The sequence below is a fragment of the Coleofasciculus sp. G2-EDA-02 genome (assembly GCF_040226375.1).
Taxonomy (GTDB): Bacteria; Cyanobacteriota; Cyanobacteriia; order Cyanobacteriales; family Coleofasciculaceae; genus Coleofasciculus.
On sequence record NZ_JAVKEW010000137.1, the window covers coordinates 1 to 24,349 of the forward strand.

The following is a 24,349-nucleotide window of genomic DNA, read 5'->3' on the forward strand; positions in this document are numbered from 1 at the left end:
TCGCCCAAACAGCATTCGCGCACAGATGTTTCGGTTTTCTATCAACCTGCCAACGCGAATGCTTCGCCCAAACAGCATTCGCGCACAGATGTTTCGGTTTTCTATCAACCTGCCAACGCGAATGCTTCGCCCAAACAGCATTCGCGCACAGATGTTTCGGTTTTCTATCAACCTGCCAACGCGAATGCTTCGCCCAAACACGTTCAAATTAACCTGCAATATGTTGTAATTGTTCTTCCAGTTGACGAATCGTTTTCGGAAACGGCATCGTCTTGGGTAAAGATAAACTTGACATTAACACCTGCCAAACCTCCCATAAAATGGGTACATCCAGATGTAATTCTGCCAACCTATCACGTTGGCTAAAAATATCTTGTGCTTCTCCTGACATAATCAGTTGTCCTTCATGTAAAATCAAAATCCAATCTGCCCATTCATAAGCAAAGTTCAAATCGTGAGTAGCAATCACTAGAGTAGTTCCAGCGGCGTGAATCCGTTCTAACTCCTCCAGGAGATTAACCATTTGTACGCTATCTAAATAGGCAGTCGGCTCATCTAATAATAATAGTTCAGGTTGCCGTGCCATCACCCCCGCAAGAGCAACTCGCCGTTTTTGTCCTAAACTCAGGTGATGTAAGGGTTGATCGGCTAAGTCTTGTAAGCCAAATTCAGCTAAGATTTGCCCAAGCCGCTGCTTAATTTCTGCCTGAGATAATTTTAAATTACACAACCCGTAGGCAATATCCTCAGCTACCGTTCCGGCGACTAATTGTTGTTCTGGATCTTGAAACGATAGTCCGATTTTTTGTCGCCACTGATTTAGGGAATAGCGGTCATATTTTAATCGTTCGCTTGCCCAGACGATTTGTCCATGCTGGGGTTTTAATAGTCCATCGGCTAAGAATAATAGGGTTGATTTACCCGACCCATTTTGACCGAGTAAGGCGATTTTTTTTGTAGCTGTAATGGAAAAATTTAGTCCATTCAGCGCGGGTTTATGTCCCCCTGGATAAGTATAATAAACATTTTCCAATTCTAGTAATTTTTCGCTCATATAGCAAATCTATTTTAGTTATACATCTCGGCTGAATCAAAGGAACCTAAAACAGGGAGTAAACAACATAAGAAATAAGACATAAGACGAAAGACGAATGACGAATGACAACTAACCAACTCAACTCCTAACAATCCCCCACAACCCAAAACAGCTTCCACTGCATAGCGCTTGGAGTAGCGATAGTGATGGAGTAAGCCAACCGGAAATTCCCCCGTAAACCCCCGTGCTGCCAATCCCAGGGAAAATTGATGATAGCGTTGTAATGTCCGCAAAAATAATTGTCCAACCAGGAGTCCTAAACTATGCATAGTTAAACGCCAAGTGCGATAGCCATTTCGCGCCTGTTGTGCCAATTTTAACTCCTTTGCAGTTTTGAGCAAGATAAACACAAAGCGATACATTAATAGCAGGATATCTGTGAGAATAACTGGTACGTTCAGCCGTCGCATAGTCTGCACAATTTCGATAAAGGGGACAGTACAAAGGATAAAAAACAGACAAGACACACAAGCAAGCGATCGCATGACAACAACGCCAGCTTGTTGACTACCGCTGCGACTGATATAGAGATACCAGGAACCCACACTAATACCACCCAATTGATCAGTTTGGGCAAACTCAATTTGAGTCGTGGGGGCGATATTCACGATTAAAGCAGGTAAACCCATGAGTAAGAATAGAGACGCTAGTGCGATTAATCTCAAGTAAACTCGGCAGCGAATTCCGGCATAACCTACTGTCCATATCCCCATCCATAGAATAATCAGAAATTGAGTCGGTGCATGGCTAAAAAGAGCAATAAACAATACCACCAACGCGAAGATCAATTTTTGGGCGGGGGGAAGATAACGCAGACGATTATGGTACGCGATCGCATCAATTTCGAGAGTCATGTTAATTTATTTAGTCAGACTTTTCATTCCGTTCCGATCGCCCTTTGTATCGTCCAATAACAAAACCGACAATTCCCGAACCAATTGCCCCCTGGGAAACAAATAACAGAGATTCCGTTTCGCCACCAGGCAGTTCAATTAAGGGTTCAAACCAAGGTTCATAGTCAGGATTAACCTCGCCAATTACAGCTTCAGCTTCACCATCAGCCCCGCCAAATTCCGAGTCCTGAACAATTAACAGTGGCACAACGGCGAGAACCACGACTCCCAATATCAATAACCAATTATTCCACCCTATTTTTTCCATCATCACGTTTTAAGATCCTCCTTTAACCAAATTCAATAAGGCTAATTCCTCGCGACTGTAAGACATTAGCCAGTTCCACACCAAAACGGTTAATAATCCTTCACTAATTGCCAGGGGAATCTGAGTCACCGCGAAAATTCCGGCAAACTTGATAAATGAAGCCATAATACCCCCAGTTGCGGCTGGAAATGCCAGCGCTAACTGGAGAGACGTAACCAGATAAGTGAGCAAATTCGCCAAAGCGGCGGCTAGAAAAATAGCGAATTTCTGCGCCCCACTCACTTGCATAATTAAGCGATAAGTGCCATAAGCCATAAAAGGTCCGACAACTGCCATAGAAAAAGCATTCGCCCCCAATGTCGTCAAACCACCGTGTGCCAGCAGCAAGGCTTGAAACAGGAGAACTAAACTCCCTAGTACACTCATACTTAATGGACCAAACAACACCGCGCCCAATCCCGTTCCTGTGGGATGGGAGGAACTTCCCGTCACCGAAGGAATTTTTAAGGCTGATAAAACAAAGGCAAAGGCACCCGACAGCGCCAGCAGCAATTTCAATTCCGGGTTTTGCTGCGAGATTTGTGTCATTGAACGCAGTCCGAGAATAAAAAATGGCAGAAAGACAACCCACCAGAAAATTGCCCAACCTGCGGGTAAAAAACCTTCCATGATATGCATAGCAAAGGCGGGTTGTGGGGCGAAGATAATTAAACTCAAACTCAACCCAGCGATTAAGACTAGATTGATTTTCCGTTGTTTTCGCTTCATTGACAACACTGTTTTCCTCACTGATGTTGCCTGCGGTGAAGGCTTCTTCACCGTTTTATTGTTCATCATAATTTTCTTAGTTTGGTCAATTGACCAAAAGTTTCTTTTTCCCTAGGGCGATAGCTTCCCTAGTCGTTGAGAGAGCAGGTTAGAAATAGCTTGATGTTAGGTGACTCTAAATCTGTAACTATCTAGAGATGGAGTCCCGATGAGACGGAAAGGGTAATCCTACCTCAACCCATTGGTCATTAATTCAAATTCGAGCCACCTCAGTTCATCTAACTGTGCCCCTGGCATTAGGGCGTTCTGTAGCGATCGCCTCACCCATTCTAATTGTGGCAAATTTAGACTATGCACCATCCGTACCTCGCAGATGAAGGTTAATATTTCTTCCACGTCGGCGGGCATTCTGGCTCAGAAACCTGGGTTGGTTTCATCACAGTTGCGGGACAGCGCCGGATTTACACCGAACTTTCCCCATTACCTCTAATGGCTGATCCCCATTAGAACCGACTTAGATTAATACTCTACCATGTCGGTTCGGCAATTTGGGGATTGGGGATTGGGGATTGGGAATTGGGGATTGGGAATTGGCGATTGGGGATTGGGAATTGGCGATTGGGCTGTCGCATTTGCGCTATGCGTGTTGGCATAAAACCGAGACATCTGGGCGCAAATGCGACAGCCCCTACAAACCTGCCAGACGTAGCATGCTACGTCTCTACATTGCTCCCTCATCTCCTTTGAATTACCACAAAACCTGTGTCAAAAGTATAAGCTGGTTTTATAGAGATGATTAGCTCAATCTATAAAACTTGAGATTATCACTCTAGAAGAGTAGTGGGATTTTGACCGGGGAAGAACATGATTAAATCCTGGATGGTAATTGGGACTGTAACCCTGTTAGTGGCGTTGGCTGGTAACTGGTTAACATCCGATGATGTCCGATGGTTCAACCGTTTGCGCCGTCCCCGATGGTTAACGTTTGAGTCGGCGATTCCTTTCATCTGGACGGTTATTTTTATTTGTGGGGCATGGTCAGCTTATGTGGTATGGGATACTAATCCAGGGCGTCCTCAAACGTGGCAGATTTTGGGGTTATATTTGCTGTTGGAAATAGTAACAATTGCCTATACGCCAGTGATGTGCCGACTTCGCAGTCTCAAGGTGGGTACAATGATTGGGGGGACGGGGGCTATATTAAGTATTATTTTGGCACTTTTGGTTTATCCTATCTCAGTTTGGGCAGCGGTTTTGCTATTACCTTATATTATTTGGAGTCCGATTGGAACCTATACGACTTGGGCGATGATTCGGCTGAATCCAGAAGCAGAATAGGTGTGGATTGAAGCGTATTTGATTGGAAATATATCACCTTTGGTGGTCGTGTAGGGGCGGGTTTCACTACCATCTTTTCGGTTGCATCCAGATGTGACTAAACCCGACCCGACTTGATCCTTCGCTTCCCGTGAAAAGATCTGTATAGATTCTAATTTTATTGAAGCCCAAGACAATCTCAAACAAGCACAACAGTTGTTGGAATCACAAGAAAATTAGACCTTAAATCTGGTGCGTTACAGCGTACTTACTTATGTTCTGAATTAATAACCATTAATCCCAAAATTTGCCTAACGCACCCTACGAGTATAACCAATGGTATTATTTTAGCGGTATCCTCTACATGGTCATAATCTGACATTCTGAACGGATCGAAGTCAGCCTAAATCTAGGTATTGTCAATAATCCAAATCAATCTGGATTGCTAAAACCATTCATCCGACTTAATTGTCGTACCTTGACCCACCCCACCTTTGATGACTCAACTTGGAGCCTTATTTCCTGATGAATTTACTCAGAGGTCGATTGCAACGCTTAACCCAACAGTTACCTGATTTAGTGGATCAACTCCCTGATGAAAGCTTGGCAGACGCCTGGAAAGTTCTGCAACCGCTCTATTATGACTTGTATATGCTCTCCGCCATGCAAGAATCCATGCGAACGATTCGACCTGGAGATGCGATGACCCGCGAAGAGGCGCTGCGACTGCTTAATCTGCCCTAAAATCTTCGCAGAAAGATTAGAATGATTCGTGGGGAATCAGAATATATCCTGTGAGCCTAGAAGTACGCTATGCACGGTCTTTCCTACAAGATCTCAAAAACTTAGAGTCGGCTGCCTATCAGCAGGTCTATGAGATGGTTTTTGAGAAGTTCATCCATCTCAGAAGCATTCACGACTTGCCAGGGCTTCACCCCATCGGCTCAGATGCTATTTTTTACCGATTTACCATCGATAACTATATGGTGGGGATTGAAGTGACGGGTCACATCGTCAAGTTTTTGCGCGTGTTGCCCAAGCCGTATATTTGAGGACGCAGCAGGCTTTCAGAAGGCAGAGGGAGCAATGTAGAGACGTAGCATGCTACGTCTGGGAGCAGGGGAAGAATTGGCTTATAAGACTAAGCCACTGAAAAAGGAAAACTGACAACTGATCCCCGGACAACATACACTTGTGATTGGTAAAAACAGGAATTTGAGAAGCTACTTATGGACGCCGCTGCACTCTGGCAACGCTATCAGGACTGGCTCTATTACCACCAAGGGTTAGACTTTTACCTCGACGTCAGCCGTATGCGATTTGATCATGCCTTTGTCGAGGCGATGCGACCTAAGTTTGAGAAGGCGTTTCAGGATATGGAGGCATTGGAGGGGGGTGCGATCGCGAATCCTGATGAAAATCGGATGGTTGGTCACTATTGGTTACGAGATCCTGACATAGCGCCAACCCCCGAACTGCGTCAAGATGTCCTCACAACCTTAGAGAAGATTGAATCCTTTACCTCGAAAGTCCATAGTGGTGCGATTCATCCCCCAGGTTCATCTAAATTCACCGATATTCTTTCCATTGGCATTGGCGGATCAGCATTAGGTCCTGAGTTTGTCGCTGATGCCCTTGCCCCTAACATCCCACCCCTAGCGATTCATTTTATAGATAACACTGATCCGGCGGGAATTGATGCCACAATTGCTAAACTGCAAGATCGTTTAGCTAACACACTCGTCTTAGTCATTTCTAAATCTGGAGGAACTCCGGAAACCCGCAATGGCATGATTGAGGTAAAAAAAGCTTACGAATCCCAGAAACTAGACTTTGCTACCCATGCCGTGGCGATTACGGGTGAAGATAGTAATTTAGAGAAACTGGCGAAATCCGAAGGGTGGCTGGCAACCTTTCCCATGTATGACTGGGTAGGAGGACGCACCTCAGAACTGTCAGCGGTGGGACTGTTACCCGCAGCACTGCAAGGGATTGATATCCGCCAAATGCTGGCAGGTGCGAAGGAAATGGATAGTGCCACCCGTGTCCATAATCTCCAAGAAAACCCGGCGGCGTTGCTGGCACTCTCCTGGTATTTTTCTGGGAATGGTAAGGGTGAAAAAGATATGGTGGTTTTACCTTACAAAGATAGCCTGCTGTTATTTTCCCGCTACCTCCAGCAATTAGTCATGGAATCCTTGGGTAAGGAAAAAGACCTCGATGGTAATACTGTACATCAGGGAATTGCAGTTTACGGCAATAAAGGCTCAACGGATCAACATGCTTACGTGCAGCAGTTGCGCGAAGGGGTTGCCAATTTCTTTGTCACCTTTATTGAAGTATTGCACGATCGCGAGGGACATTCCCCAGAGGTAGAAGCGGGGGTAACTTCCGGTGACTATTTATCCGGTTTATTACAGGGAACCCGAAAAGCCTTGTATGACAATCAACGGGATTCAATTACCGTGACAATTCCCCAAGTCAATCCTCGCACGGTTGGAGCGCTGATTGCTTTATATGATCGGGCTGTGGGATTATATGCCTCCCTGGTTAATATCAATGCTTACCATCAACCAGGAGTGGAAGCCGGTAAAAAAGCCGCCGCTGCTATTTTAGATTTACAGAAACGGGTGATTCAGGTGTTGCAAGATCAGGGAGAACCCCTATCCTTATCAGAGTTGGCACAAAAAGCAGGGGCGACTGACCAAATAGAAGCCATTTATAAAATTCTGCGCCATCTCCACACTAATCAACGGGGTGTTGTTTTAGAAGGAAAACTGGGAGAACCGAGTAGCTTAAAAGTGTCTGCGGTTTAATTGCCCAAACAACCACGTACCCGTAATAAACCTTCTGCCTTTTTCTATATAGCAGCAGACAGATAGCTTGGGACAAATGAACTTTGGTAGAGACGTTCCGCCGGAACGTCTCTTATTTTTGTAGTTTGCCTTCTTAGAGTTTAGGTTGAATAACTTCCCCTAACCACTGCCACCAGCTACGATTAGCCTTCATCTTAGTTCTGAGAATGGATAAATTTTTCCGAAAAATAGCCGTATTAGGATGATCATCTCCTAAATGCTGTTCACTCAAACTTAATGCCTGAACCAATAGTGATTCCGCTTCTCTGTAGCGTTTTTGAGAATTGTAGAGTCCCGCTAAATTGTTGATGCTAGTCGCGACACCCGGATGGCAATTGCCTAAGATAGATTTTCTTAGCTCTAAGGATTGCAAGTAAAGAGGTTCAGCTTCACTGTAGCGACCTTGAGTATAGTACAATAATCCCAAATTGTTGAGGCTACTGGCAACATCAAGATGGTAATTGCCTAAGAAAGATTTTCTCAGCTCTAGGGCTTGCAAGTAAAGAGGTTCAGCTTCACTATAGCGACCTTGAGCATAGTAAAGTCCTGCCAGATTATTCAAGCTACTAGCAACATCGATATGATGATTACCTAACAGATGTTTTCTCAGCTCTAAGGCTTGCAAGTAAAGAGGTTCAGCTTCACTGTAGCGACCTTGAGTATAGTACAATCCTGCCAAATTATTCAAGCTAGTGGCAACATCAAGATGTTCCTCGCCAAAAGCGGCTTGGGCGATGGATATGCAGTGCCTAAACCAGGATTCTGCCTGATCAACCATTCCCTGATGCTGATAAAATCTGCCTAAGCGATCAAATAGCCAAAGTAAATCTGTTAATCCTTGACCTTTATAGAATTTGCCCAAACTGTCAAATAAGCAGAGTGAATCCTCATCCCTTACGGCTGATTCTAGGGTTTGAAGTATTTCTTGAATGTGGGGCAGTATCTCTTCCAAGAAGGTTATCTGTTCTGGGGTAGGAGAATCAGGAATTTGCTGAACCCGTTCAACAAGAATAGCCGTAAAAGCCTGCCTGAAGTCATCAGCATGGAGTTTTTTGAAAGGTGGTGCTTTGTTCTTGCTTTTTGGGGAAACTCCTGAATTGGCAATTTGAGATTTGTCTCGTTGACACGAACAGGTGGGATTCGTAATCGGAAAATAGAGTTGCTGATCAATAGGGCAATTTTCACTGGAACCAGGGACGTCAGGATAAGGGGAGAGGAATGAATGCCATTCTCTCGGAGGTGGCGTCTGCTGAGTTGAGTAGTCGTAGGAAATTGATTTTGGCAAAGGCTGACTATCTGGTTGAGGTGGCTTGGGGATTGGCTGGGACAACCGTTTGGGAAAAGGATAAGGAGGGCGAGATACAAAAATGGCGGGTGAATCTAAAGCTTCCAATTTTTGGCGAAAAAACTCCCGAATTAAGGGCTGAACTTTGTAGAAACCTTGGCGATTTGCCACCGACTCAATCAAACGCCACTGATAAAGTTGGGTTTGAGCTTGGTTGAGATCTGCCTGTCTCCAGTGCAAGAAGTCACTAGCAGATTCTAACCATTGCCAGCGCCAGAGGGTTGGGGCAAATAAGCTCAAAAGTTGACCTACTTGTTGGGTTATGGGATTGAGTTCTCTCCAGATGTATTCTAAAAGGGTATTGATTCCCCACTGGAGTGTCGGCTGGCTTGGCGGTTTAGTTGTTTGATCAGGATATCGCTGCGCTTCCAGCCGTTTGAGTATATCGGTTAAAGACAAATCGGGGTGTTGTGCTAAGTATCGCCCGACTAACTCTATGCCTAACGATAGATATCCCAGCCATTCACACAGTAGAGGTAAAACTTTCCGTGCGCCCCGATCCTGCAACATGCGTTCTTTACCCAGTAGGGCTATCAAAAGTTTCCACGCTTGTTCTGGTGACAGCACATCTGGGGAGTGATCCCCTTTCCCGCCTTGATCTGGCTGCTGCATTGTCATATTTAATCGTTCAGATAGAGTCTGAGCGCCATTTGGGTACTCAATGAGCTTGTGCGATCGCATCCTCTGAGATAGCCATGCTGGTGTCTGAATTGGATGAGCTGAACCTTGCTTAGCTAAACCGCGTTCAAGCATTCTCCCCTACAAAGCGTGACAATCTACTCAGCAAGGAGTAAGGGTTCTGGCTTGCTGTTACACGATGGTAACTCGCTCTTTTTTAGTGATGAGTGGTTTCCATTTTCCAGCAAACGCGGCGAGCCTCCCACCCTTTTACCCGCTTTTGTGCCAAGCGCTAGAGGAGTTGCCCTCTCAAAGGCGCTCAAAACCGTAAGACACTGTAAAACAAGTAATACAGTTAACATTGTATGATAATTTACTCAAACGCTGCAATCAACTTCGCGCCGAGAAGCCATTCAAGTATTCGGGAAGAATCAATACAGCACTTTTCAGTTGAGTAGAACCCAAAATTAGTAAGATTGTATAATATAATGTTTGGGATTATAAATTTATTGAATTGAGTTCCCTAATCTCAACCGTTAAGTTTAATTGTGTCCACCCACTTATATATGCCCTATAGTCAATTCAAAACTATCGCTCAAGCTAAAGCGGCTTTCCAGCTAACTGTCATTGAAGGCAGTCGCTTTTTGCCTGAAACTTCTCCAGTTGCCCCTTCGCCAACTCTCTCAGATTACTTACAGGAAACGTTACCGATTGTCGCTACCTCTGGTAGTGAAAAAGCCCGTTCGGAGGGTATTATCTATCCAGTATTAATCGATGTCAGAAAAGCACTTAATCGCCAAGTGAGTGTCTTCTCCGGTGAAGAATTTAATGTTGACGAGTCGGTCGGTCTTAATGGCTTGTGCGATTTCCTGTTGACTCGTTCAACAGAAGTCTTAGAAATTGAAGCACCAGCAATGATTATTGTGGAAGCTAAAAAGACTGACCTCAAATTGGGCTTTGGGCAGTGTATTGCCGAAATGGTTGCGGCTCAACGCTTCAATGAGGGACAAGGACAACCTATTTCGACGATTTACGGCAGTATCAGCAATGGCAATCAGTGGCAATTTCTCAAGCTGGAAGGAATGACTCTATTCATCGATTTGGCAGTCTATCCCTTGCCGCCAGTTGAGGGTATTCTTGGTGATCTTGTCTGGATGGCTCAAGCCCATTAAGAAGGGAATAGGAAGCCGTTAACAATAGACGAAAAAGCAGATACCCTAAAGCTGTGCAGCATTGGAGTCTTAGAGACTTCTTGGATTAGGTTTCTCGATTCAAGGCTGACATCATCGCCTGTTGACTAACCAGTTGATAAACTTCCCGAAAATACTGCATAACACGACTATCAGCCGCTGCTAAGGGAATCGTGCCTAAGACATCCAATACAGTACGGTTGTCTGGAGGAGGAGTAATTACAACCAGAGAGGGATCAAGAGGTTCTTCGTATTGCCAAAATTGCTCAAGTTTAATCGGAACAGAAACGGCTGGTTCTCCTTCATTTTGCTGATTGTCATCTAATCGACTGGATTTAACCTCTGATTGACTTGATTTGGACTCAATCTCTGCTTTCTTCTCAGGTTTTAGTTCTACACTCCCCGTACTGCGTAAGCGACGCAAATCATCCAGAATTTGGGCTTTAGTGCGTCCCCGTAACTGGAATAATACAAAGGGATCTTCACTAAATCGATCGCCTAATTGATAGTAAATTGCACCAATATGTTTACAGGGGTTTTGCGGATCAGGGCAACTACATTTTGAATGAATATCCGAAAGAGTGAATGGAAATAAACTCAACCCATTAGCGGTGAACACCTGCTCAATATTTTCCGGCATTTCTCCGGCTAATAATTGAGCCGAATAAATACATTCTTGCGCCATAGTTTCCACCACATAACCCCAGTCTTCATCGGTAAACGGGTCAATTGATAGGGAAACTCGATAGGGTTCGGGTTCTGTTCCTTGTACCCGTGCCAACACCTGAGGACCTTCAAACTCAATACTGAGGACATTGCCTTCTTTGGCGTATTTGCGGGCGCGTTCCAAACGCTTTTTAAAGCGATAGGAATTGAGTAAGTCTATCCAGCGTTGCACCCACCAGGGAGGAGTTTCAATTTCGTAGGACTGCATAAATAATTTATAAATACTGTAGGGTGGGGATTGCCCACCAGCCTGGCAGGAGCCTGCCATTCAGCTTAAGAGTATAATCACTAATATCATATCAGTTTGGGTCGTTCGTCTATCATACCCATAGTTATGGGGACAAAAACTTACCCTTCTATCCTTCTACCTTTTTCCCACTATACACAACTGATATTACCGAACTTGGTATGATTCATGAGAATTTATGGAAACCGACAGCTAAAAACTGTACCGGGCTTAGAAACCCGCCCGACACCAGCACGGGTACGGGAGGCGGTATTTAATATCTGGCAAGGTGCGATCGCACAATGTCGTTGGCTGGATCTCTGTGCGGGTACAGGTGCGATGGGCGCTGAAGCCCTCTGTCGCGGCGCATCTTTAGTGGTAGGCATTGACAAATGGGGCAAAGCCTGTTCCATTATGCAGCAGAATTGGCAGCACCTTGCTCAGCCTGAGCAAACTTTCCAGGTGGTGCGGGGAGATGTGGTGGGGCGATTAAAAACCCTGGCTGATCAGCAATTTGACCGGATTTACTTTGATCCCCCTTATGCCAGTGATTTGTACAATCCGGTTCTAGAAGCGATCGCTCATTATCAACTCTTGGCGGATCAAGGTGAATTAGCGGTGGAATATAGCCCTAAATACTGGACACCTCAACCCATTACCCCCCTAGAAATTTGTCGCCAGAAAGTCTACGGTAACACAGCCTTAGCTTTTTACCACCTCAGGGGGAAGGAATGAGAGTTTTGACCCTTAGCAACGCTTTTCGGGTATGGCGCGTGAGTTAACTCCCCCATCTCCCCCACCTCCCCCACCTCTCCAACCCCTAACCCAAGGGCTGGGAGTGTTGTTGATTATAATCCCAATTCGTTCCCCCGCTTATATTGGAGGTAGGCGGCGACAAATAATCCAGCCAAAGTCACAGGGATTAAGCCGAGAACAATTCCCGACAGCAGTGGTTCGATCATGATCGTTCTCCAAAGACTAAGTTTTTTTACTTGTTTCTCATCCTACTAGGTGAGATGACCCAATTGCTACTCAATACCAGCAAGACTAGGGAATCAGCAGATTCCGGATTGCTGGCTGCACTACATCCATGATTCCAACTTGCTTACTTAGTCTATAAATTTTAAGCTATGTTTATTAATCGACATACTTCTTTCCAATCTGTTACACTATTACCCTCCTGGGTAACTCTACCTGTGTTGCAGTGTAAGTCCAGTTTAACTTTGTTCAGAAATTCTCAACTTGGCAGGAGATCCCTTGGAGAACCAGCTTGACCAACCTCAAGTCCTAGTCCGGCGGATTACCATGGTGGTACTCGCGCTACTGTTCGTGATCGGCATCAGTATCTTCGGATTTCAGATGCTGCAAGTTTCCGATCCTTATATGCAGAAAGTTTTGTCCCTCAAAGGTGATCCAGTTCGAGGACAGGCTATTTTTGAAATCAACTGTGCCGATTGTCATGGTATGCAGGCTGATGGCAAGGTCGGACCTAGCTTACAGCATATTTCTAAACACCGATCGCCGAGTGGTTTGATTGAGCAGGTGATTAGTGGTCAAACCCCGCCGATGCCAAAGTTCCAGCCTAGTCCTCAGGAAATGGCAGACTTGTTAACTTATTTGGAAAAACTGTAGGTTGAATGATGAATTCCCTGGTCTTTTGTGTACTACGTCTGTACGGATGAATCGCCTTTGTTTTGATGACTTGTGGAAGCCGTCACCCCAGCGCTCGCGGATAGAAGTAGCCACCCTAAGGTATTCACCCGTAGGTCAAAGAGGGTGACATCCAGCATATTGAATAGGATACAGCCACCGAATGCGACTAAATAACTAAAGACGATTAATCGATCGCCACTTGAGAGCGATCGCGCTTTGTTGATCCAGAGAACGCCTTGCCCGAAAATCCAGCCAACTAAGCTACAAAATAGGATTGTAGCCGGAATACCCGCTTCAGCCGTCAACATCAGGATAAGATTATGGGGATGACCTAGCCACAGATCCATCTGCTGTTCGTAAAGTAGCGTGAAATTCCGCAATCCCCAACCAGTCCAAGGGCGCTGCTGAGTCAGGGACAAAGCAAAGCGCCATTGAGTTATCCGCATCAACGCCACGGGGCGATCGGGATGAAGCTGATCCGTGAGTCGCGCCCAAAAGTAAGCCGGAACAATCATTCGCAACCCTTCCCGTAAGGGTGAGGGACTAAACGCCGCTCCTAATACAGCGACAGCCGCAGCAACGACTATCCCCACTAAGGGGCGCCAGCCTTGGTAAAGTGCAAAAGCCAGACTCGCGACAATCACGCCACCCCAAGCATTTCGGGAATGAGTAAGGATAAGCGCGATCGCATTAGCAATTTCCACCCCAGTTAAAAATAAGAGGACTCCCCCTGCTTCCCCCAGAAGGGCGGGTTTAGTTAAGTTATCGGTTTGGCGCCATAAGTTATCCGTCAAACCCGCCCCGGCTCCCCCAGCTTCCCCGGCTCCCCCAGCTCCCCCAGCTCCCCCAGCTCCCCCAGCTTCCCCGGCTCCCCCGGCTCCCCCGGCTCTCTGCTGTCGCCAAGCTTGAAACGTCTCAATCCAGAGTCCTAATCCTAAAGTAAAGACAATTTGCAGATAAGCCGCCAGGATATTGGCATACATGAATACCGAAGCCATGCGCCCCGGTGGATTTCCTTGGGCTTCTAATACCCAACCCAACAAGGCGGGAAACTGCGGCGGATGCGCCCAACCGAGAAATAACTGCCCAAAGCCGAGGATGACAACCAGTACAGAAGGAATCACCAGAATCCAAGCCAGACGCCGTAGCTGGGCTGGTGTTTGAATTAAGGCACTGAATGCGGCAAAAAAAGCTAAGAATGGCAGGAAATTGGCTAAACCGAGGAATGCTTCCGTGGGGTTATAGGCTTGCGTCGCGCTGAAAATTAGCCAAAGACTCAAGATTCCCAGTCCCCAGTTTAGAGGACGCCGAATAATCCGGCGATAGTCTTGCCACCAGGTTCCGATTAAGGCAAAACCCACACCCACAGCCCCCACAGCCGGAAACCAGGGAAAGATAAAAAATCCGACTTGGGCGCAATTCCAAGCGCCCTGCAAGCGTGGTTGAGGGTGGCGAGTGAGCAGATATTTATCGATTTTTTCCAACACAAGCCAGAGGGCAGACAGCCAAATAAGCTTACTGTAGCAAAATTGTAGACACAACTCTGGGCGGTTGAAACCGCAGCTACACAAACTTGCACCCGCCTTCGCGGGTTTCAAAACTTAGCTTTTCGTTAGTCCGCGTAGGCGGACTTTGTTTGTATAGCCGTGATTTCTAATCGCCATAGCTTAAGGGCTGTGGTTTTTCCAGGCTCTCGTTCCCAGGCTATGCCTGGGAATGCCTCTGTTGAGGCTCCGCCTCCTTTGACAAGCGGCTCCAGCCGCTTAAGGAGCATTTCCACCCTAAAGCTGGAAACGAGAATGGGTAAGGGTTGTGACTTAAGTTGACACCAATGCACGTCAATACGCCCCTACTATCGTTTTTTGACGACGCCGATTTTCTAACTGATGATGGTAAAATGCGCTTCTGTCAAGAGGTTAGCATTCACTCCCTGGAGAATAGCTAACTTCTCCTGTTGAACACTAATCAGCGTATTTTTTCCATGCTCACCGAACGACCAGATTGTTCACCTCTTGCTGCACCATCAAGACGGAAGCCATTGCTGCCGTCCAAGCCAGAGAGGTTGAGGATGGCTTTGACGCCATCCCGGCTGCCAAACACCACATAACTGAAGCCAGGACCCGCTGTGTAAGCGCCAATAATCAGGTCATCAATGCCATCACCATTTATATCCCCTGCACTGCTCACTGAACTGCCAAATTCGACAACTGTTGGTGTACCATCGAGACGGAAGCCATTACTGCCATCTAACTGAGAGAGGTCGAGGGTGGAGCTAAAACTATCCCGGCTGCCAAATACCACATAGCTGGAACCAGAATTACGACCGTTATTATCGGCAAAACGTGCGCCAATAATCAGGTCATCAATGCCATCGCCATTTATAGGGACAAAACGCCACCGACTCAAAAATCCCCCGTTCCAAGTCAACATATCCAAACTCCCCTGTGCCAGAATTAAGCAACCAGAGCTTATCCCCATACACTCGCGGTGAATGAGGCATGGATAACCCTGTCACAATCACCTCATTGCTGCCCACATCAACCACACAACCGCCATCGCGCCGTTTATCCCGCCAGCCATCAGCAACATCCGACTGACTCACGGCTGTCACATACGTCAGTTGTCCTTCTCCCATCGCCAAGCCATTCAGGTGACACCTATCTTCAGCCGCCAGCTTGGAAATAAACGGCGGTTGCCATACTGGAACAAAACTGTGAGTTTCGCTCACCGTCGCCAAACAGCTAAATAGGGTATTGACAAAGATGGGGGAATCCCCCCCAGCCCCCCTTTGTAAGGGGGGAGCAAGAGATCCCCCCCCTTTTGAAGGGGGGGTTAGGGGGGGATAAACCACCGCCACATCATGGACATCCAAATCCCCCGTGACATAACCCACTTGCGGCACATAAAGACAGTCATAACCGTTGTGAATTTGTCCTGCTTCTAGAACATTTTCAAACCGCCATAACTGATACAGCGAACTCATATAAAGGGTGGAGCCATGGATACACAACCCCATACACCGCTCAAACGTGCGCTCAAATATTGACAATTGTCCCGTCGGTTGTAGTCCAATAAAAAACACCTTCCCAGCTTGATACGTGGTAAAAGCAAGGCTGAGATTTTGCTCGGCTAACCAAGCGGTGAATTGCCGGGAACCTGTTAGTTCTAGGGACGGGGGATTCGTAGAGGATAATGGTGATTGATTCACCATGAGCGATGCCTCTATATGTAAACAACAATTTTTCTCTATAGAGACAATAGTATTAATTGACACAGAAAAATTAAGTCAAGTCACATCTTCACTGAATCTTCATAAATAAAAATGGAATATGACTGTTTATTGCTAAATATTCTATTTATTAAACAAATGTAAGCTTTTATGAAATGGGAGGCAGAGCCTCCAGGGGAGCATTCCCAGGCAGAGCCGGGGAACGAGGCTAAGGCAGAGCCGGGGAACGAGGCTAAGCTAAACGGGTTCCCAACATTCGCTCCGCAGCAGGCGAATTTGTGCTAACGCTAAGATAGTTGGGATAATCCGACCGTAATTTGTCGCGATCGCACGCCAGCCTAAGTCGGCAAAAAAATAGCCCCACAATACCGGTCCGACAAAAGCGAATAAGGTGCGAGTTGCCCCATAACGCGCTGCATTCGCTGCCATTCCCCGCTTCGCCGTTTGCAGCACCAGATAATTCTGAAACTGAGTCGCCGCTGCTGCACCCCCCTGAACCGCTGCTTGTTTTGCCACTTGATACCGGGCAAAATGGATGGCAAACTGACGCGCCACCTGTTTGAGAATAATCGGCTTAACAACAGAAGACACGGCTAACGCCGAACCGCCCTTAATCAACAAATCCATCGGATTGTGCTGGATATGCGCCGGTAAGGGTTGGGATTGATTCGACTGAGCTAATGAGCGCTTTACCTGCACAGTAATCGATTTTTGTTCAGCGGGAGGTAATTTTTTCCAGGCGCGACTCATCAGGTTAAGAAATATTTCTTCCTCGATATCCGTAGTTGATAGTTTTTTGGAATAAGGGATCTTCAGGTAACGGCAAACCTGAATCAGCGCTTGTCGGTAGGTAAAGTCCTTCGTGCGTCCCTTAAGTACCGTCACCCCATCGGCGGCTAAAAAGCGAAACCGTTGCTCTAGAGCATCCAACCACGCCTGCCGATCTTGACTTTGAACCTCGATGGGTTCAGGAGTTTGAATATAGTCTAGAGGATTAAACTGACGACGGAACAAAATTTGTGTCAGTTGCTGTAATTCGTCTTCCGTTGCCAGTTCTAAGGCGCTTCTGAGTTCATCCAATGGTCTACCCTCCAACCCCTATAAACCCTACTGCTCTCTATTCTACCTGTATACTTAACTTCAACCGGACAGGAGAATCTGTAGTGTTTGATATTGCGATTATCGGTGCAGGTATGGCAGGACTAATCTGCGCTCAACAATTGTACCAAGCTGGGTATCGAGTCGTTGTGTTAGAAAAGTCTCGTGGCGTTGGTGGGCGAGTGGCGACTCGACGCATTCAGGGAACTCCTGTTGATCATGGTGTACCGTTTCTCTTGGCTAAGGGCAAGTTATCACAGCAACTGATTCAGACATTGTGCGATCGCGGCATCCTTCACCTGTGGAGGGATAATCAAAATGAGTCTGAATACCCATCTCCTCGCTATATCGCCCCCAACGGAATCACCGCCGTTGCCAAATATTTGGCTCAGGGTTTAGATATCTGGTTCTCCTGTCGCGTCTATGCGATCGCGCCTACCCCTGAACAAACCTGGCATATTACCTACCATACACCTGACCAGACACACAACGAGTTGACCGCATCTGCAGTCGTTATGGCGATTCCCGCCCCCCAAGCCTTAACATTGCTCGAACCCTTGGATCAGAGGGTGTTCTCCTCAAATTTAATAGAAAGTCTACAGGCAGTTAAATTTGACCCCTGTCTCAGTGTCATGGCGGGTTATGCGAGCCCCCAACAACCCCCATTAAAGTCATACTCGATAAAATGTTCTCCAGATGATAATTTAGCCTGGATTGGTTTAGACAGCAGCAAACGTTCTGATGCAACTTCACCGATTTATGTTCTTCATAGTACAGCTAAGTTTGCTCAACATTATCTAGATGCTCCCGATTTACAAGGGGCGGGTCAACAATTACTTGCTCATGCGGCTCAATTACTCGTTCCTTGGCTCAAGTCCCCGGATTGGTTCCAAGTGCATCGCTGGCGCTATGCCTTTCCCCGAACTCCCGCCCATCAAGATTGCCTTGTGACAACAGCACCTTTACCCCTCGTCTGTTGTGGCGATTGGTGTGGGAATAATTTAATTGAAAGTGCCATGAAGTCAGGATTCGCCGCAGCGCTTAATATTAATCAACAATTGCGGCAACTTTCCTTGCCCGATGACGTCATCACTCATCAGTCATAAATTGGCAAAAACCGACCGATTTTCAAGGAGAAAGAATATATGAATTTTTCTCTCCTGATAAATAAATTCATTAGGTATTTATCCTCTGATCAAATTCTTCATGAAAGCTTTATATACAATCATCGAAATTTAGATTAAATTAAGTAACAGAAAGAGCAAACTCAGTTAAAGACAGACAACCTTCATCTATCAGGTGAATTTTAGACGGTTCCAACGAATAGCTCTTTAAATCAGGTGCGCTACAAGTTTATACTCCTTGTTGAAGCCGTCTATTCACAGACAGGGGTAATCTGCAAAACCGTTGAATACGGTTGATACTCCAGGAGTATCACAACAAACGCAGGTAATTTTTAGAGGGAACTACCAATGACGACCAGTGCGACTGCCCTAAAATTCATTCTCACACCCGTGGCAATTTCAGCAACCGTATTTGCCGCCTTGACCCTACCCCTCAATCTGTTCGGCTCCAAGCCGGTGACAATTCAAGTTCAAGAAGAACCGATTTTTTTTGGCGAATTGAAAGAATTTGCACCTCAATATCTAGGAGTGGCAGGTTTATTAAGCGCAGGCGTAGGACTAACGAGTGTGGCGATGATGGGGTGGCAAAAGTCTTCCCGGAAATCGGCTGAAGTTGAACAAGAACTGGCAAAATTAGCCCAAAATCTAGAAGACAAGCAAAAACTGCTAGACAAAATCAGAAGCTCACAATCCCAGTTGGATGCTTCTGGGCTACAAAACTGGTTGGATAAACAGACAACCCAATCGACCAGTACAACGCCCCTCCCTGACATTCAGACACTTCTGTCTCTCGAATCAGAAGCCCCAGAGACAGAAGTGTCTTTGCAAACCCGATTAGAGCAACAGGTATCGCCGAATTCGGATTCAGCATCGGTGGATGTGACTGAGGCGCAACCGCAAGTGGAACCGCAGGTGATTAATGAAGCATCGATTACCTCGGCTCAAGCCAACTCGATGCAAGCACTCGCCGCATCGTTAGCGTCAGCTCAAGCCGTCTTCGGTAATACCTCAGCCCAGAATGCACAACCGTCATTATCAACAACAACCTCAGAAGTCGAGAAAATTGACCATCAACTCGAACAAATGATGGCACAGATTATATCCATGCGACAGGCATTACAGTCAAATCAGCAGGCTGTTACGAGTAGCGTTGAGGAGGGTAGCGAACGGCGTCACGGTTTAAAGTTAGTCAGTTAGCTATCTTTCGGGGCAATTCATGAATTGTCCCGATTCGTTCTAAGTTATCAACTGGGTGGCAAATGCTAACGCCTCGTCACGAGTTGAAACCTTGCCTTCAATCCTGGCGATTTGAATCTGTGTGAGTAACTGTCCAATTTGAGGACTAGGCGGTAACTGCAACTGTTGCATCAAATCATGACCGGTTACTAGGGGAGTCGGATGAGCTACTTGATCCTCAGGGGTTAGATAACGATTAATCAAGGGAGCTATTTGATCAACAGATAGTCCTGCGGCGACGGCTAGAACGGCTAAAGCTGGGAAAACTGACCCGACATTTTGAAAGAAAAAATACTGATGTCTTAAGGTCATTGGCGAGGTAACATGAGATAAAAGTTGGGGTAAGTATTGAATCATAATGAACACCGCCCGAATTTCGGCGCGGCTATACTTTAACCGTAAAAGTTGGGCTTCGGCTGCTGCAACCGTAGAGGGTAACAGGTTTGTCAATTTGGCTAAACTCAGCCACGATAAGGACTTGCCACTTACTGGGGTTTCCAGTTGGCTGCCTAATCTGTGCCACCTTTGAGCCAGAACAATCGCGGCGTTGTCAGTTGTCGCGATTTGGGCTAAATTCTGTGCATTCCCATGACTGAACCAGTGGTGAAGTAATTGATCTTGCCAAGCGGCGGTAAGCCAAGGTGTTCCTTGGGGAGATTGGAGTAGGTAGTTCAACTCTACCTGTACCCGTTCGGCTGCCATTTTTGCCAGTAAGGGAGAAAATTGGCGAATTGTGGATTGAGTCGTCGGTTCTATCGTAAAACCCAGTTGAGCAGCTTGGCGATAGGCTCGAAGTAATCGTAAGGGATCATCCTGGAGATTCGCCGGGGATACCATGCGGATAATCCCTGCACGGCAATCGGCTACACCCTGCAAGGGGTCAATGATTTGGCGGCTCTGGGGATTATACGCGATCGCATTAATGGTAAAATCACGTCGATACAGGTCAGTCTCTAGGCTTTCCCCTTCCTGTTGAGCGATATCAACGGTTGCGGTATCAAAAACGACTCTGGCAATCTGTCGCGCCTCATCTAGCACCACAAACCCAGCTTGATAATGACTTGCCAGCTCTCGTGCGATTGTCACCGCGTCAGTTGGAACAACAAAGTCCAAGTCCAAATAGTCAGCCTGTCGTCCCAGCAACGCATCTCGTACCGCCCCACCGACTAAACAGGCTTGAGGTGATAACCACTCTAAGCTGAAGGGAAAGGTTTCAGGAGACAGAACAGATAAGTCAGAGTTCATCTTAACACTCACCCGCTTAAAACGCGGGTGATTCTTGGGCTGATTTTGCCTCTGGTTACTCGCTTCACTAATGAATCGGTTCACCTTTGGTCTTACAGAGCATACTTGAGCCTTTTCAACTCACTCCTCAAGCTTAAATTCCCGTCTGTCCTACGGTATCCCATTGCCTTCACAGGTCTTACATGTACGAGTCCATCTTAATGTATAAAGCTGCCTCAAGCTCCACACCTTATACAAATTTCAGTCCTCTTCTCTCGTCGGAGGGAAGCTGTCAAAAGGAAGTCAGACAAGCTAACATATCCTCTTAGGTCGAGAGCAAACCCAGCATATTTTTATTGCTTACCATTGTAGTATGCATTCATCCGGAAAAACAAGCAGATTGGCAAATAAATTTGCTTATCTTGACGCAATGCTTAAGTTTCATCCCTCGGTTAAAACACAAGGGCTTTCACCATCGCTATCCTGTAAGTAACGCATACTGGCGGACAAAGGACATCAGACATCAGACAAATCAAAAAATCACTCTAAATAGTGGTCAATCTATGGCTTGTCTGAGTTAGGCTAACAAAAAGGACTTGGAGTTTGGGCAATGTGTATTTGCGTTAACTGCCACTATGTAGACCGATGCACCACCTATAATGCGGTGGAAACCCAGCATGAGCAACCCCATCTGACGGAAGTGCCAGATTTTGAGCCGATTGAACCAACCATCAATGTCAACATCCGTCCTCAAGAGGATTTTGTGGAGATGGAATGGGATGTAGTCGGATGTAACAGCTTTAAGGAAGAAAAGGGCAAATGGGCAAAACTGCGTCCGGGTGAGTTGGTGCCCACTTAAGCAGTTGTATCAAAACAACTTCGCTTTTGGGTAGTGGCGTGACCCAACTAAAATAGGACTTTGTTTGTAGTGAGAACTAAAGTTCTCTCTCCGCCTAGCTGGAGAGGGCTTTAGCCCTCACTACAAAGCCAATCTATTGCACCATTTTAGCTAGGTCACGCCGCCATCGTGCGTTATGCTTGGCTAACGCACCTACCAAGGCTACACCCGAAACCCTGAGTGCGTAAGTCCTGTTCGAGTTCAGAACCCTACCCTACTTCGTTGAGGGTAGGGATTGGCAGAGGGAACCTGCCAGTACAGACGCGCCATGGCGCGTCTGTACATGAATAGGGCATGAGTTGGTAGGGGATAACCACTTCCGAACGCTTCTCTAGTTCGGATTAGATGTAGGTCTAGGAATCTCTAGAGACTGGGTAACTCCAGGACACCCCCTTACCAATGCCTGAAGAGACACAAACATTTACACGAGTGGATTATCTCTATGTATCGTGTTCCAGTAGTTAACAAAAAAGAAAAACCTTTAATGCCTACCAAACCCTCTAGGGCTAGACGGTGGGTGTCCGAAGGTAAAGCAGTGGGGAAATGGTCAGACCTGGGAGTTTACTATGTCCAACTCACCACACCACCATCGGCTGAGGAAGTACAACCAATCGCGGTAGGAGTGCTCCCTTGTAAGTCCTACTCCGGGGTCGGTGTCCAGTCCGCTAAATGTACCCTGCTACAACTGCATCTTATCCTTCCGTTTGGGCGGGTCAAAAAACGGATGGAAACCCGCGCCATGTTACGACGGTCTCGCCGTTCTAGACGGATTAACCGAGATGTTCCATTCAAGCAACGTAACCACCGCCAATGCAGGTTCGATAATCGCAAAGGTCACAAAATACCCCCATCCATTAAAGCCTCCCGGCAGTTGGAGTTACGGACAGTTACCGAATTAGCGGCTATCTTTCCGGTAACAGCGATTGGGTATGAACGGGTTAGAGCCGATGTAGACCAGACTAAACGCCAACGTGCCAAATCGGGTAAGGGCTTCTCTCCGGTCATGGTGGGTCAGAATTGGGCAATATCCCAAATGGAAAAAATTGCCCCTGTCTATGTCCGACACGGTTGGCAAAAGGATGGGAATGGTACATCCCAACTCCGAACCCAACTAGGGTTAGAGAAGGACTTGGCTAACAAGTCCATAGCCAAACCGGAAACTCATGCAGTTGATGGGGTGACACTGGCTTGCGGGTATTTTGTCAAATATGTCCCGTTTACTGGCGGGGCGTCTCTACATGGTTACACCCACAAGGGTAGCGTTAACGTGACCCCTTCCCCGTTTAAAATCATCACCCGTCCTGGTGCGGTGAAGCGGGGGAAAGAGTATGGATTCTTCCGCCGCCAATTACACTTTGAAGTCCCGGATAAGTCGGGGATAAGGAAGCGTAAGGGTGGGACAATCACCCCAATGGAAGTGAGGATTGGTGATTGGGTCAGAGCAGAAAAAGCAGGGATTGTCTACATTGGCTACGTTGGCGGGTTTACCGATACCAAAAAGACTCACAAAGTTTCCGTTTGCGACTACACCTGGAAACGAATTGGACAATTTGCCCCCAGTAAAGTCGAGTTAATCAGGAGGAATAACGGCTTATGCGTAGCGTGAGAAAAGAGTTGGATGCCTCCATTCTTCCGGCATCCCGCTATCCCTCCTCACCCTACGAGAGTTGAGGGTGAGGACTCCCGCGAATACGTTGACACAATTTGCCAGATTACGTCAAAATGTGATAAGGGATAAATTTTTGTAAAGGGTTTACTGGATGTCTTTTGAGCTTTTATCACTGGAGACAATCCAGGAACTGGCACATGAGTACGGCTATTGGGTCATTTTCTCGGGTATTGCCTTGGAAAATACTGGAGTTCCCCTCCCTGGCGAAACCATTACCCTGGTGGGTGGTTTCTTAGCGGGAAGTGGTGAACTCAATTATTGGTTTGTACTGGCAAGTGCCATTACTGGAGCCGTCCTGGGTGATAATTGTGGGTATTGGATTGGCAAAATAGGGGGTTGGTCATTCTTATTGCGATTAGGACGTTTCTTTCGCATTCCAGAACCCCAGCTTGTAGAAGTCAAGCGGCAATTTAGTGAAAATGCCGCTAGAGCGGTGTTTTTTGGGCGGTTTGTGGCACTCCTACGCATTTTTGCCGGACCCATGGCAGGAATTGCAGAAATGCCCTACTCTCAATTTATCTTGTGTAACCTAGCGGGGGCTGCTGTGTGGGCATCCGTAATGGTGAGTTTATCCTTCTTTGTCGGACGGATTATTCCCTTAGAAACTTTGGTCTCTTGGATGGCGAAGTTTGGCATCGCAGTACTGCTGTTGGTGATTGGTTGGATAGGAGTTTCAATTTGGTTGGAGTCACGTAAAATCAAAGATGTCTCGATTAGTGATCAGCCGTCTGAATGACCGCTAAGCTGGCGACTCTCTCCTGATTAATGTGATTATAAAAAGTTATCAATGGATAATTAATAATTGATAATTGACAATTGATTAATTGGGTCTAAGACCTCTTCGTTTACGAAGAAATTAAAAAAGATTTTCCTTAATTTCAATCCTCTTCTTTTAAGGAGAGGTCATTATCCATTG

The 24,349-nt window shown here is 46.5% G+C and carries 26 protein-coding genes and 1 riboswitch; of the genes, 13 read left to right on the top strand and 13 right to left on the bottom strand.

Annotation, left to right across the window (positions count from 1 at the left end):
- Window positions 1–208 precede the first annotated feature (208 nt).
- The 5 genes from RLO19_RS15885 to RLO19_RS15905 all read right to left on the bottom strand — a co-directional run bounded on the left by RLO19_RS15885 (window position 209) and on the right by RLO19_RS15905 (window position 3,433).
- Window positions 209–1,054 carry an energy-coupling factor ABC transporter ATP-binding protein gene (locus RLO19_RS15885; protein WP_446357886.1) on the bottom strand — a complete coding sequence of 282 codons (846 nt, stop codon included), beginning with the start codon at window positions 1,052–1,054 and terminating at the stop codon, window positions 209–211.
- A gap of 14 nt (window positions 1,055–1,068) precedes the next feature.
- Window positions 1,069–1,950 (bottom strand): cobalt ECF transporter T component CbiQ, encoded by an 882-nt coding sequence (cbiQ, locus tag RLO19_RS15890; RefSeq protein WP_446357888.1) that lies wholly within the window; start codon window positions 1,948–1,950, stop codon window positions 1,069–1,071.
- A gap of 10 nt (window positions 1,951–1,960) precedes the next feature.
- Entirely contained in the window at window positions 1,961–2,260 is a 300-nt protein-coding gene (locus tag RLO19_RS15895) for an energy-coupling factor ABC transporter substrate-binding protein (RefSeq protein WP_446357890.1), read from the bottom strand.
- A 6-nt stretch (window positions 2,261–2,266) separates the two neighbouring features.
- Complete coding sequence (locus RLO19_RS15900; RefSeq protein ID WP_446357925.1) at window positions 2,267–3,025, bottom strand: energy-coupling factor ABC transporter permease; 759 nt, start codon at window positions 3,023–3,025, stop codon at window positions 2,267–2,269.
- Between the two features lie 228 nt (window positions 3,026–3,253).
- Window positions 3,254–3,433 (bottom strand): hypothetical protein, encoded by a 180-nt coding sequence (locus RLO19_RS15905; RefSeq protein WP_446357892.1) that lies wholly within the window; start codon window positions 3,431–3,433, stop codon window positions 3,254–3,256.
- Window positions 3,408–3,554, bottom strand: a riboswitch (cobalamin riboswitch). It overlaps the preceding gene by 26 nt.
- A gap of 3 nt (window positions 3,555–3,557) precedes the next feature.
- On the opposite strand from RLO19_RS15905, the gene RLO19_RS15910 reads away from it, so the two are divergent.
- The 5 genes from RLO19_RS15910 to RLO19_RS15930 all read left to right on the top strand — a co-directional run bounded on the left by RLO19_RS15910 (window position 3,558) and on the right by RLO19_RS15930 (window position 7,158).
- The gene (locus tag RLO19_RS15910) at window positions 3,558–3,680 is read left to right on the top strand and encodes a hypothetical protein (protein ID WP_446357894.1); all 123 of its coding nucleotides are present in this window, start codon (window positions 3,558–3,560) and stop codon (window positions 3,678–3,680) included.
- A 209-nt stretch (window positions 3,681–3,889) separates the two neighbouring features.
- On the top strand, window positions 3,890–4,363 hold the full coding sequence (locus tag RLO19_RS15915; RefSeq protein ID WP_446357896.1) for a TspO/MBR family protein: 474 nt from the start codon (window positions 3,890–3,892) through the stop codon (window positions 4,361–4,363).
- A gap of 504 nt (window positions 4,364–4,867) precedes the next feature.
- A complete protein-coding gene (locus RLO19_RS15920; protein ID WP_446357898.1) occupies window positions 4,868–5,086 on the top strand; it encodes a hypothetical protein in 219 nt (72 codons plus the stop codon).
- A 50-nt stretch (window positions 5,087–5,136) separates the two neighbouring features.
- Complete coding sequence (locus RLO19_RS15925; protein WP_446357900.1) at window positions 5,137–5,394, top strand: cytotoxic translational repressor of toxin-antitoxin stability system; 258 nt, start codon at window positions 5,137–5,139, stop codon at window positions 5,392–5,394.
- A gap of 177 nt (window positions 5,395–5,571) precedes the next feature.
- Entirely contained in the window at window positions 5,572–7,158 is a 1,587-nt protein-coding gene (locus RLO19_RS15930) for a glucose-6-phosphate isomerase (protein WP_446357902.1), read from the top strand.
- Between the two features lie 133 nt (window positions 7,159–7,291).
- Here RLO19_RS15930 and RLO19_RS15935 read toward each other — a convergent pair whose 3' ends face one another.
- Window positions 7,292–9,295 (bottom strand): tetratricopeptide repeat protein, encoded by a 2,004-nt coding sequence (locus tag RLO19_RS15935; protein WP_446357903.1) that lies wholly within the window; start codon window positions 9,293–9,295, stop codon window positions 7,292–7,294.
- Between the two features lie 431 nt (window positions 9,296–9,726).
- Here RLO19_RS15935 and RLO19_RS15940 point away from each other — a divergent pair, with 431 nt between their 5' ends.
- Window positions 9,727–10,332, top strand: coding sequence for a hypothetical protein (locus RLO19_RS15940; protein WP_446357927.1), 606 nt, complete (start codon window positions 9,727–9,729; stop codon window positions 10,330–10,332).
- A gap of 85 nt (window positions 10,333–10,417) precedes the next feature.
- Here the strand turns inward: RLO19_RS15940 and RLO19_RS15945 are convergent, their stop codons facing one another.
- On the bottom strand, window positions 10,418–11,284 hold the full coding sequence (locus RLO19_RS15945) for an SWIM zinc finger family protein (protein WP_446357905.1): 867 nt from the start codon (window positions 11,282–11,284) through the stop codon (window positions 10,418–10,420).
- Between the two features lie 207 nt (window positions 11,285–11,491).
- Between RLO19_RS15945 and rsmD the strand changes: the two genes are divergently transcribed.
- The gene (gene rsmD / locus RLO19_RS15950) at window positions 11,492–12,037 is read left to right on the top strand and encodes a 16S rRNA (guanine(966)-N(2))-methyltransferase RsmD (RefSeq protein WP_446357907.1); all 546 of its coding nucleotides are present in this window, start codon (window positions 11,492–11,494) and stop codon (window positions 12,035–12,037) included.
- Window positions 12,038–12,150: 113 nt separating this feature from the next.
- Here rsmD and petG read toward each other — a convergent pair whose 3' ends face one another.
- Window positions 12,151–12,264, bottom strand: a complete 114-nt coding sequence (gene petG, locus RLO19_RS15955; RefSeq protein WP_446334724.1) for a cytochrome b6-f complex subunit V — start codon at window positions 12,262–12,264, stop codon at window positions 12,151–12,153.
- 295 nt (window positions 12,265–12,559) lie between these two features.
- Between petG and RLO19_RS15960 the strand changes: the two genes are divergently transcribed.
- Window positions 12,560–12,934 carry a c-type cytochrome gene (locus tag RLO19_RS15960; RefSeq protein ID WP_446357929.1) on the top strand — a complete coding sequence of 125 codons (375 nt, stop codon included), beginning with the start codon at window positions 12,560–12,562 and terminating at the stop codon, window positions 12,932–12,934.
- 32 nt (window positions 12,935–12,966) lie between these two features.
- On the opposite strand, the gene RLO19_RS15965 is transcribed toward RLO19_RS15960, so the two are convergent.
- From RLO19_RS15965 to RLO19_RS15980, 4 genes are all read right to left on the bottom strand, one after another.
- A complete protein-coding gene (locus RLO19_RS15965) occupies window positions 12,967–14,442 on the bottom strand; it encodes an O-antigen ligase family protein (protein WP_446357931.1) in 1,476 nt (491 codons plus the stop codon).
- Window positions 14,443–14,920: 478 nt separating this feature from the next.
- Window positions 14,921–15,385 (bottom strand): integrin alpha, encoded by a 465-nt coding sequence (locus RLO19_RS15970; RefSeq protein WP_446357909.1) that lies wholly within the window; start codon window positions 15,383–15,385, stop codon window positions 14,921–14,923.
- Window positions 15,318–16,166 carry a TIGR03032 family protein gene (locus tag RLO19_RS15975; RefSeq protein WP_446357911.1) on the bottom strand — a complete coding sequence of 283 codons (849 nt, stop codon included), beginning with the start codon at window positions 16,164–16,166 and terminating at the stop codon, window positions 15,318–15,320. Before RLO19_RS15975 ends, RLO19_RS15970 begins: the two co-directional genes overlap by 68 nt.
- A 255-nt stretch (window positions 16,167–16,421) precedes the next feature.
- Entirely contained in the window at window positions 16,422–17,264 is an 843-nt protein-coding gene (locus RLO19_RS15980; protein ID WP_446334722.1) for a YaaW family protein, read from the bottom strand.
- A gap of 83 nt (window positions 17,265–17,347) precedes the next feature.
- Between RLO19_RS15980 and RLO19_RS15985 the strand changes: the two genes are divergently transcribed.
- Window positions 17,348–18,388 (top strand): NAD(P)/FAD-dependent oxidoreductase, encoded by a 1,041-nt coding sequence (locus RLO19_RS15985; RefSeq protein WP_446357913.1) that lies wholly within the window; start codon window positions 17,348–17,350, stop codon window positions 18,386–18,388.
- A gap of 366 nt (window positions 18,389–18,754) precedes the next feature.
- Entirely contained in the window at window positions 18,755–19,603 is an 849-nt protein-coding gene (locus RLO19_RS15990) for a hypothetical protein (protein ID WP_446357915.1), read from the top strand.
- A gap of 39 nt (window positions 19,604–19,642) precedes the next feature.
- Here the strand turns inward: RLO19_RS15990 and RLO19_RS15995 are convergent, their stop codons facing one another.
- A complete protein-coding gene (locus RLO19_RS15995) occupies window positions 19,643–20,887 on the bottom strand; it encodes a CCA tRNA nucleotidyltransferase (RefSeq protein ID WP_446357917.1) in 1,245 nt (414 codons plus the stop codon).
- Between the two features lie 589 nt (window positions 20,888–21,476).
- Here RLO19_RS15995 and RLO19_RS16000 point away from each other — a divergent pair.
- The 3 genes from RLO19_RS16000 to RLO19_RS16010 all read left to right on the top strand — a co-directional run bounded on the left by RLO19_RS16000 (window position 21,477) and on the right by RLO19_RS16010 (window position 24,169).
- Window positions 21,477–21,725 (top strand): Ycf34 family protein, encoded by a 249-nt coding sequence (locus tag RLO19_RS16000; protein ID WP_446357919.1) that lies wholly within the window; start codon window positions 21,477–21,479, stop codon window positions 21,723–21,725.
- Window positions 21,726–22,206: 481 nt separating this feature from the next.
- Entirely contained in the window at window positions 22,207–23,370 is a 1,164-nt protein-coding gene (locus RLO19_RS16005) for an RRXRR domain-containing protein (protein WP_446357921.1), read from the top strand.
- Window positions 23,371–23,524: 154 nt separating this feature from the next.
- The gene (locus RLO19_RS16010; protein WP_446357923.1) at window positions 23,525–24,169 is read left to right on the top strand and encodes a DedA family protein; all 645 of its coding nucleotides are present in this window, start codon (window positions 23,525–23,527) and stop codon (window positions 24,167–24,169) included.
- Window positions 24,170–24,349 lie beyond the last annotated feature (180 nt).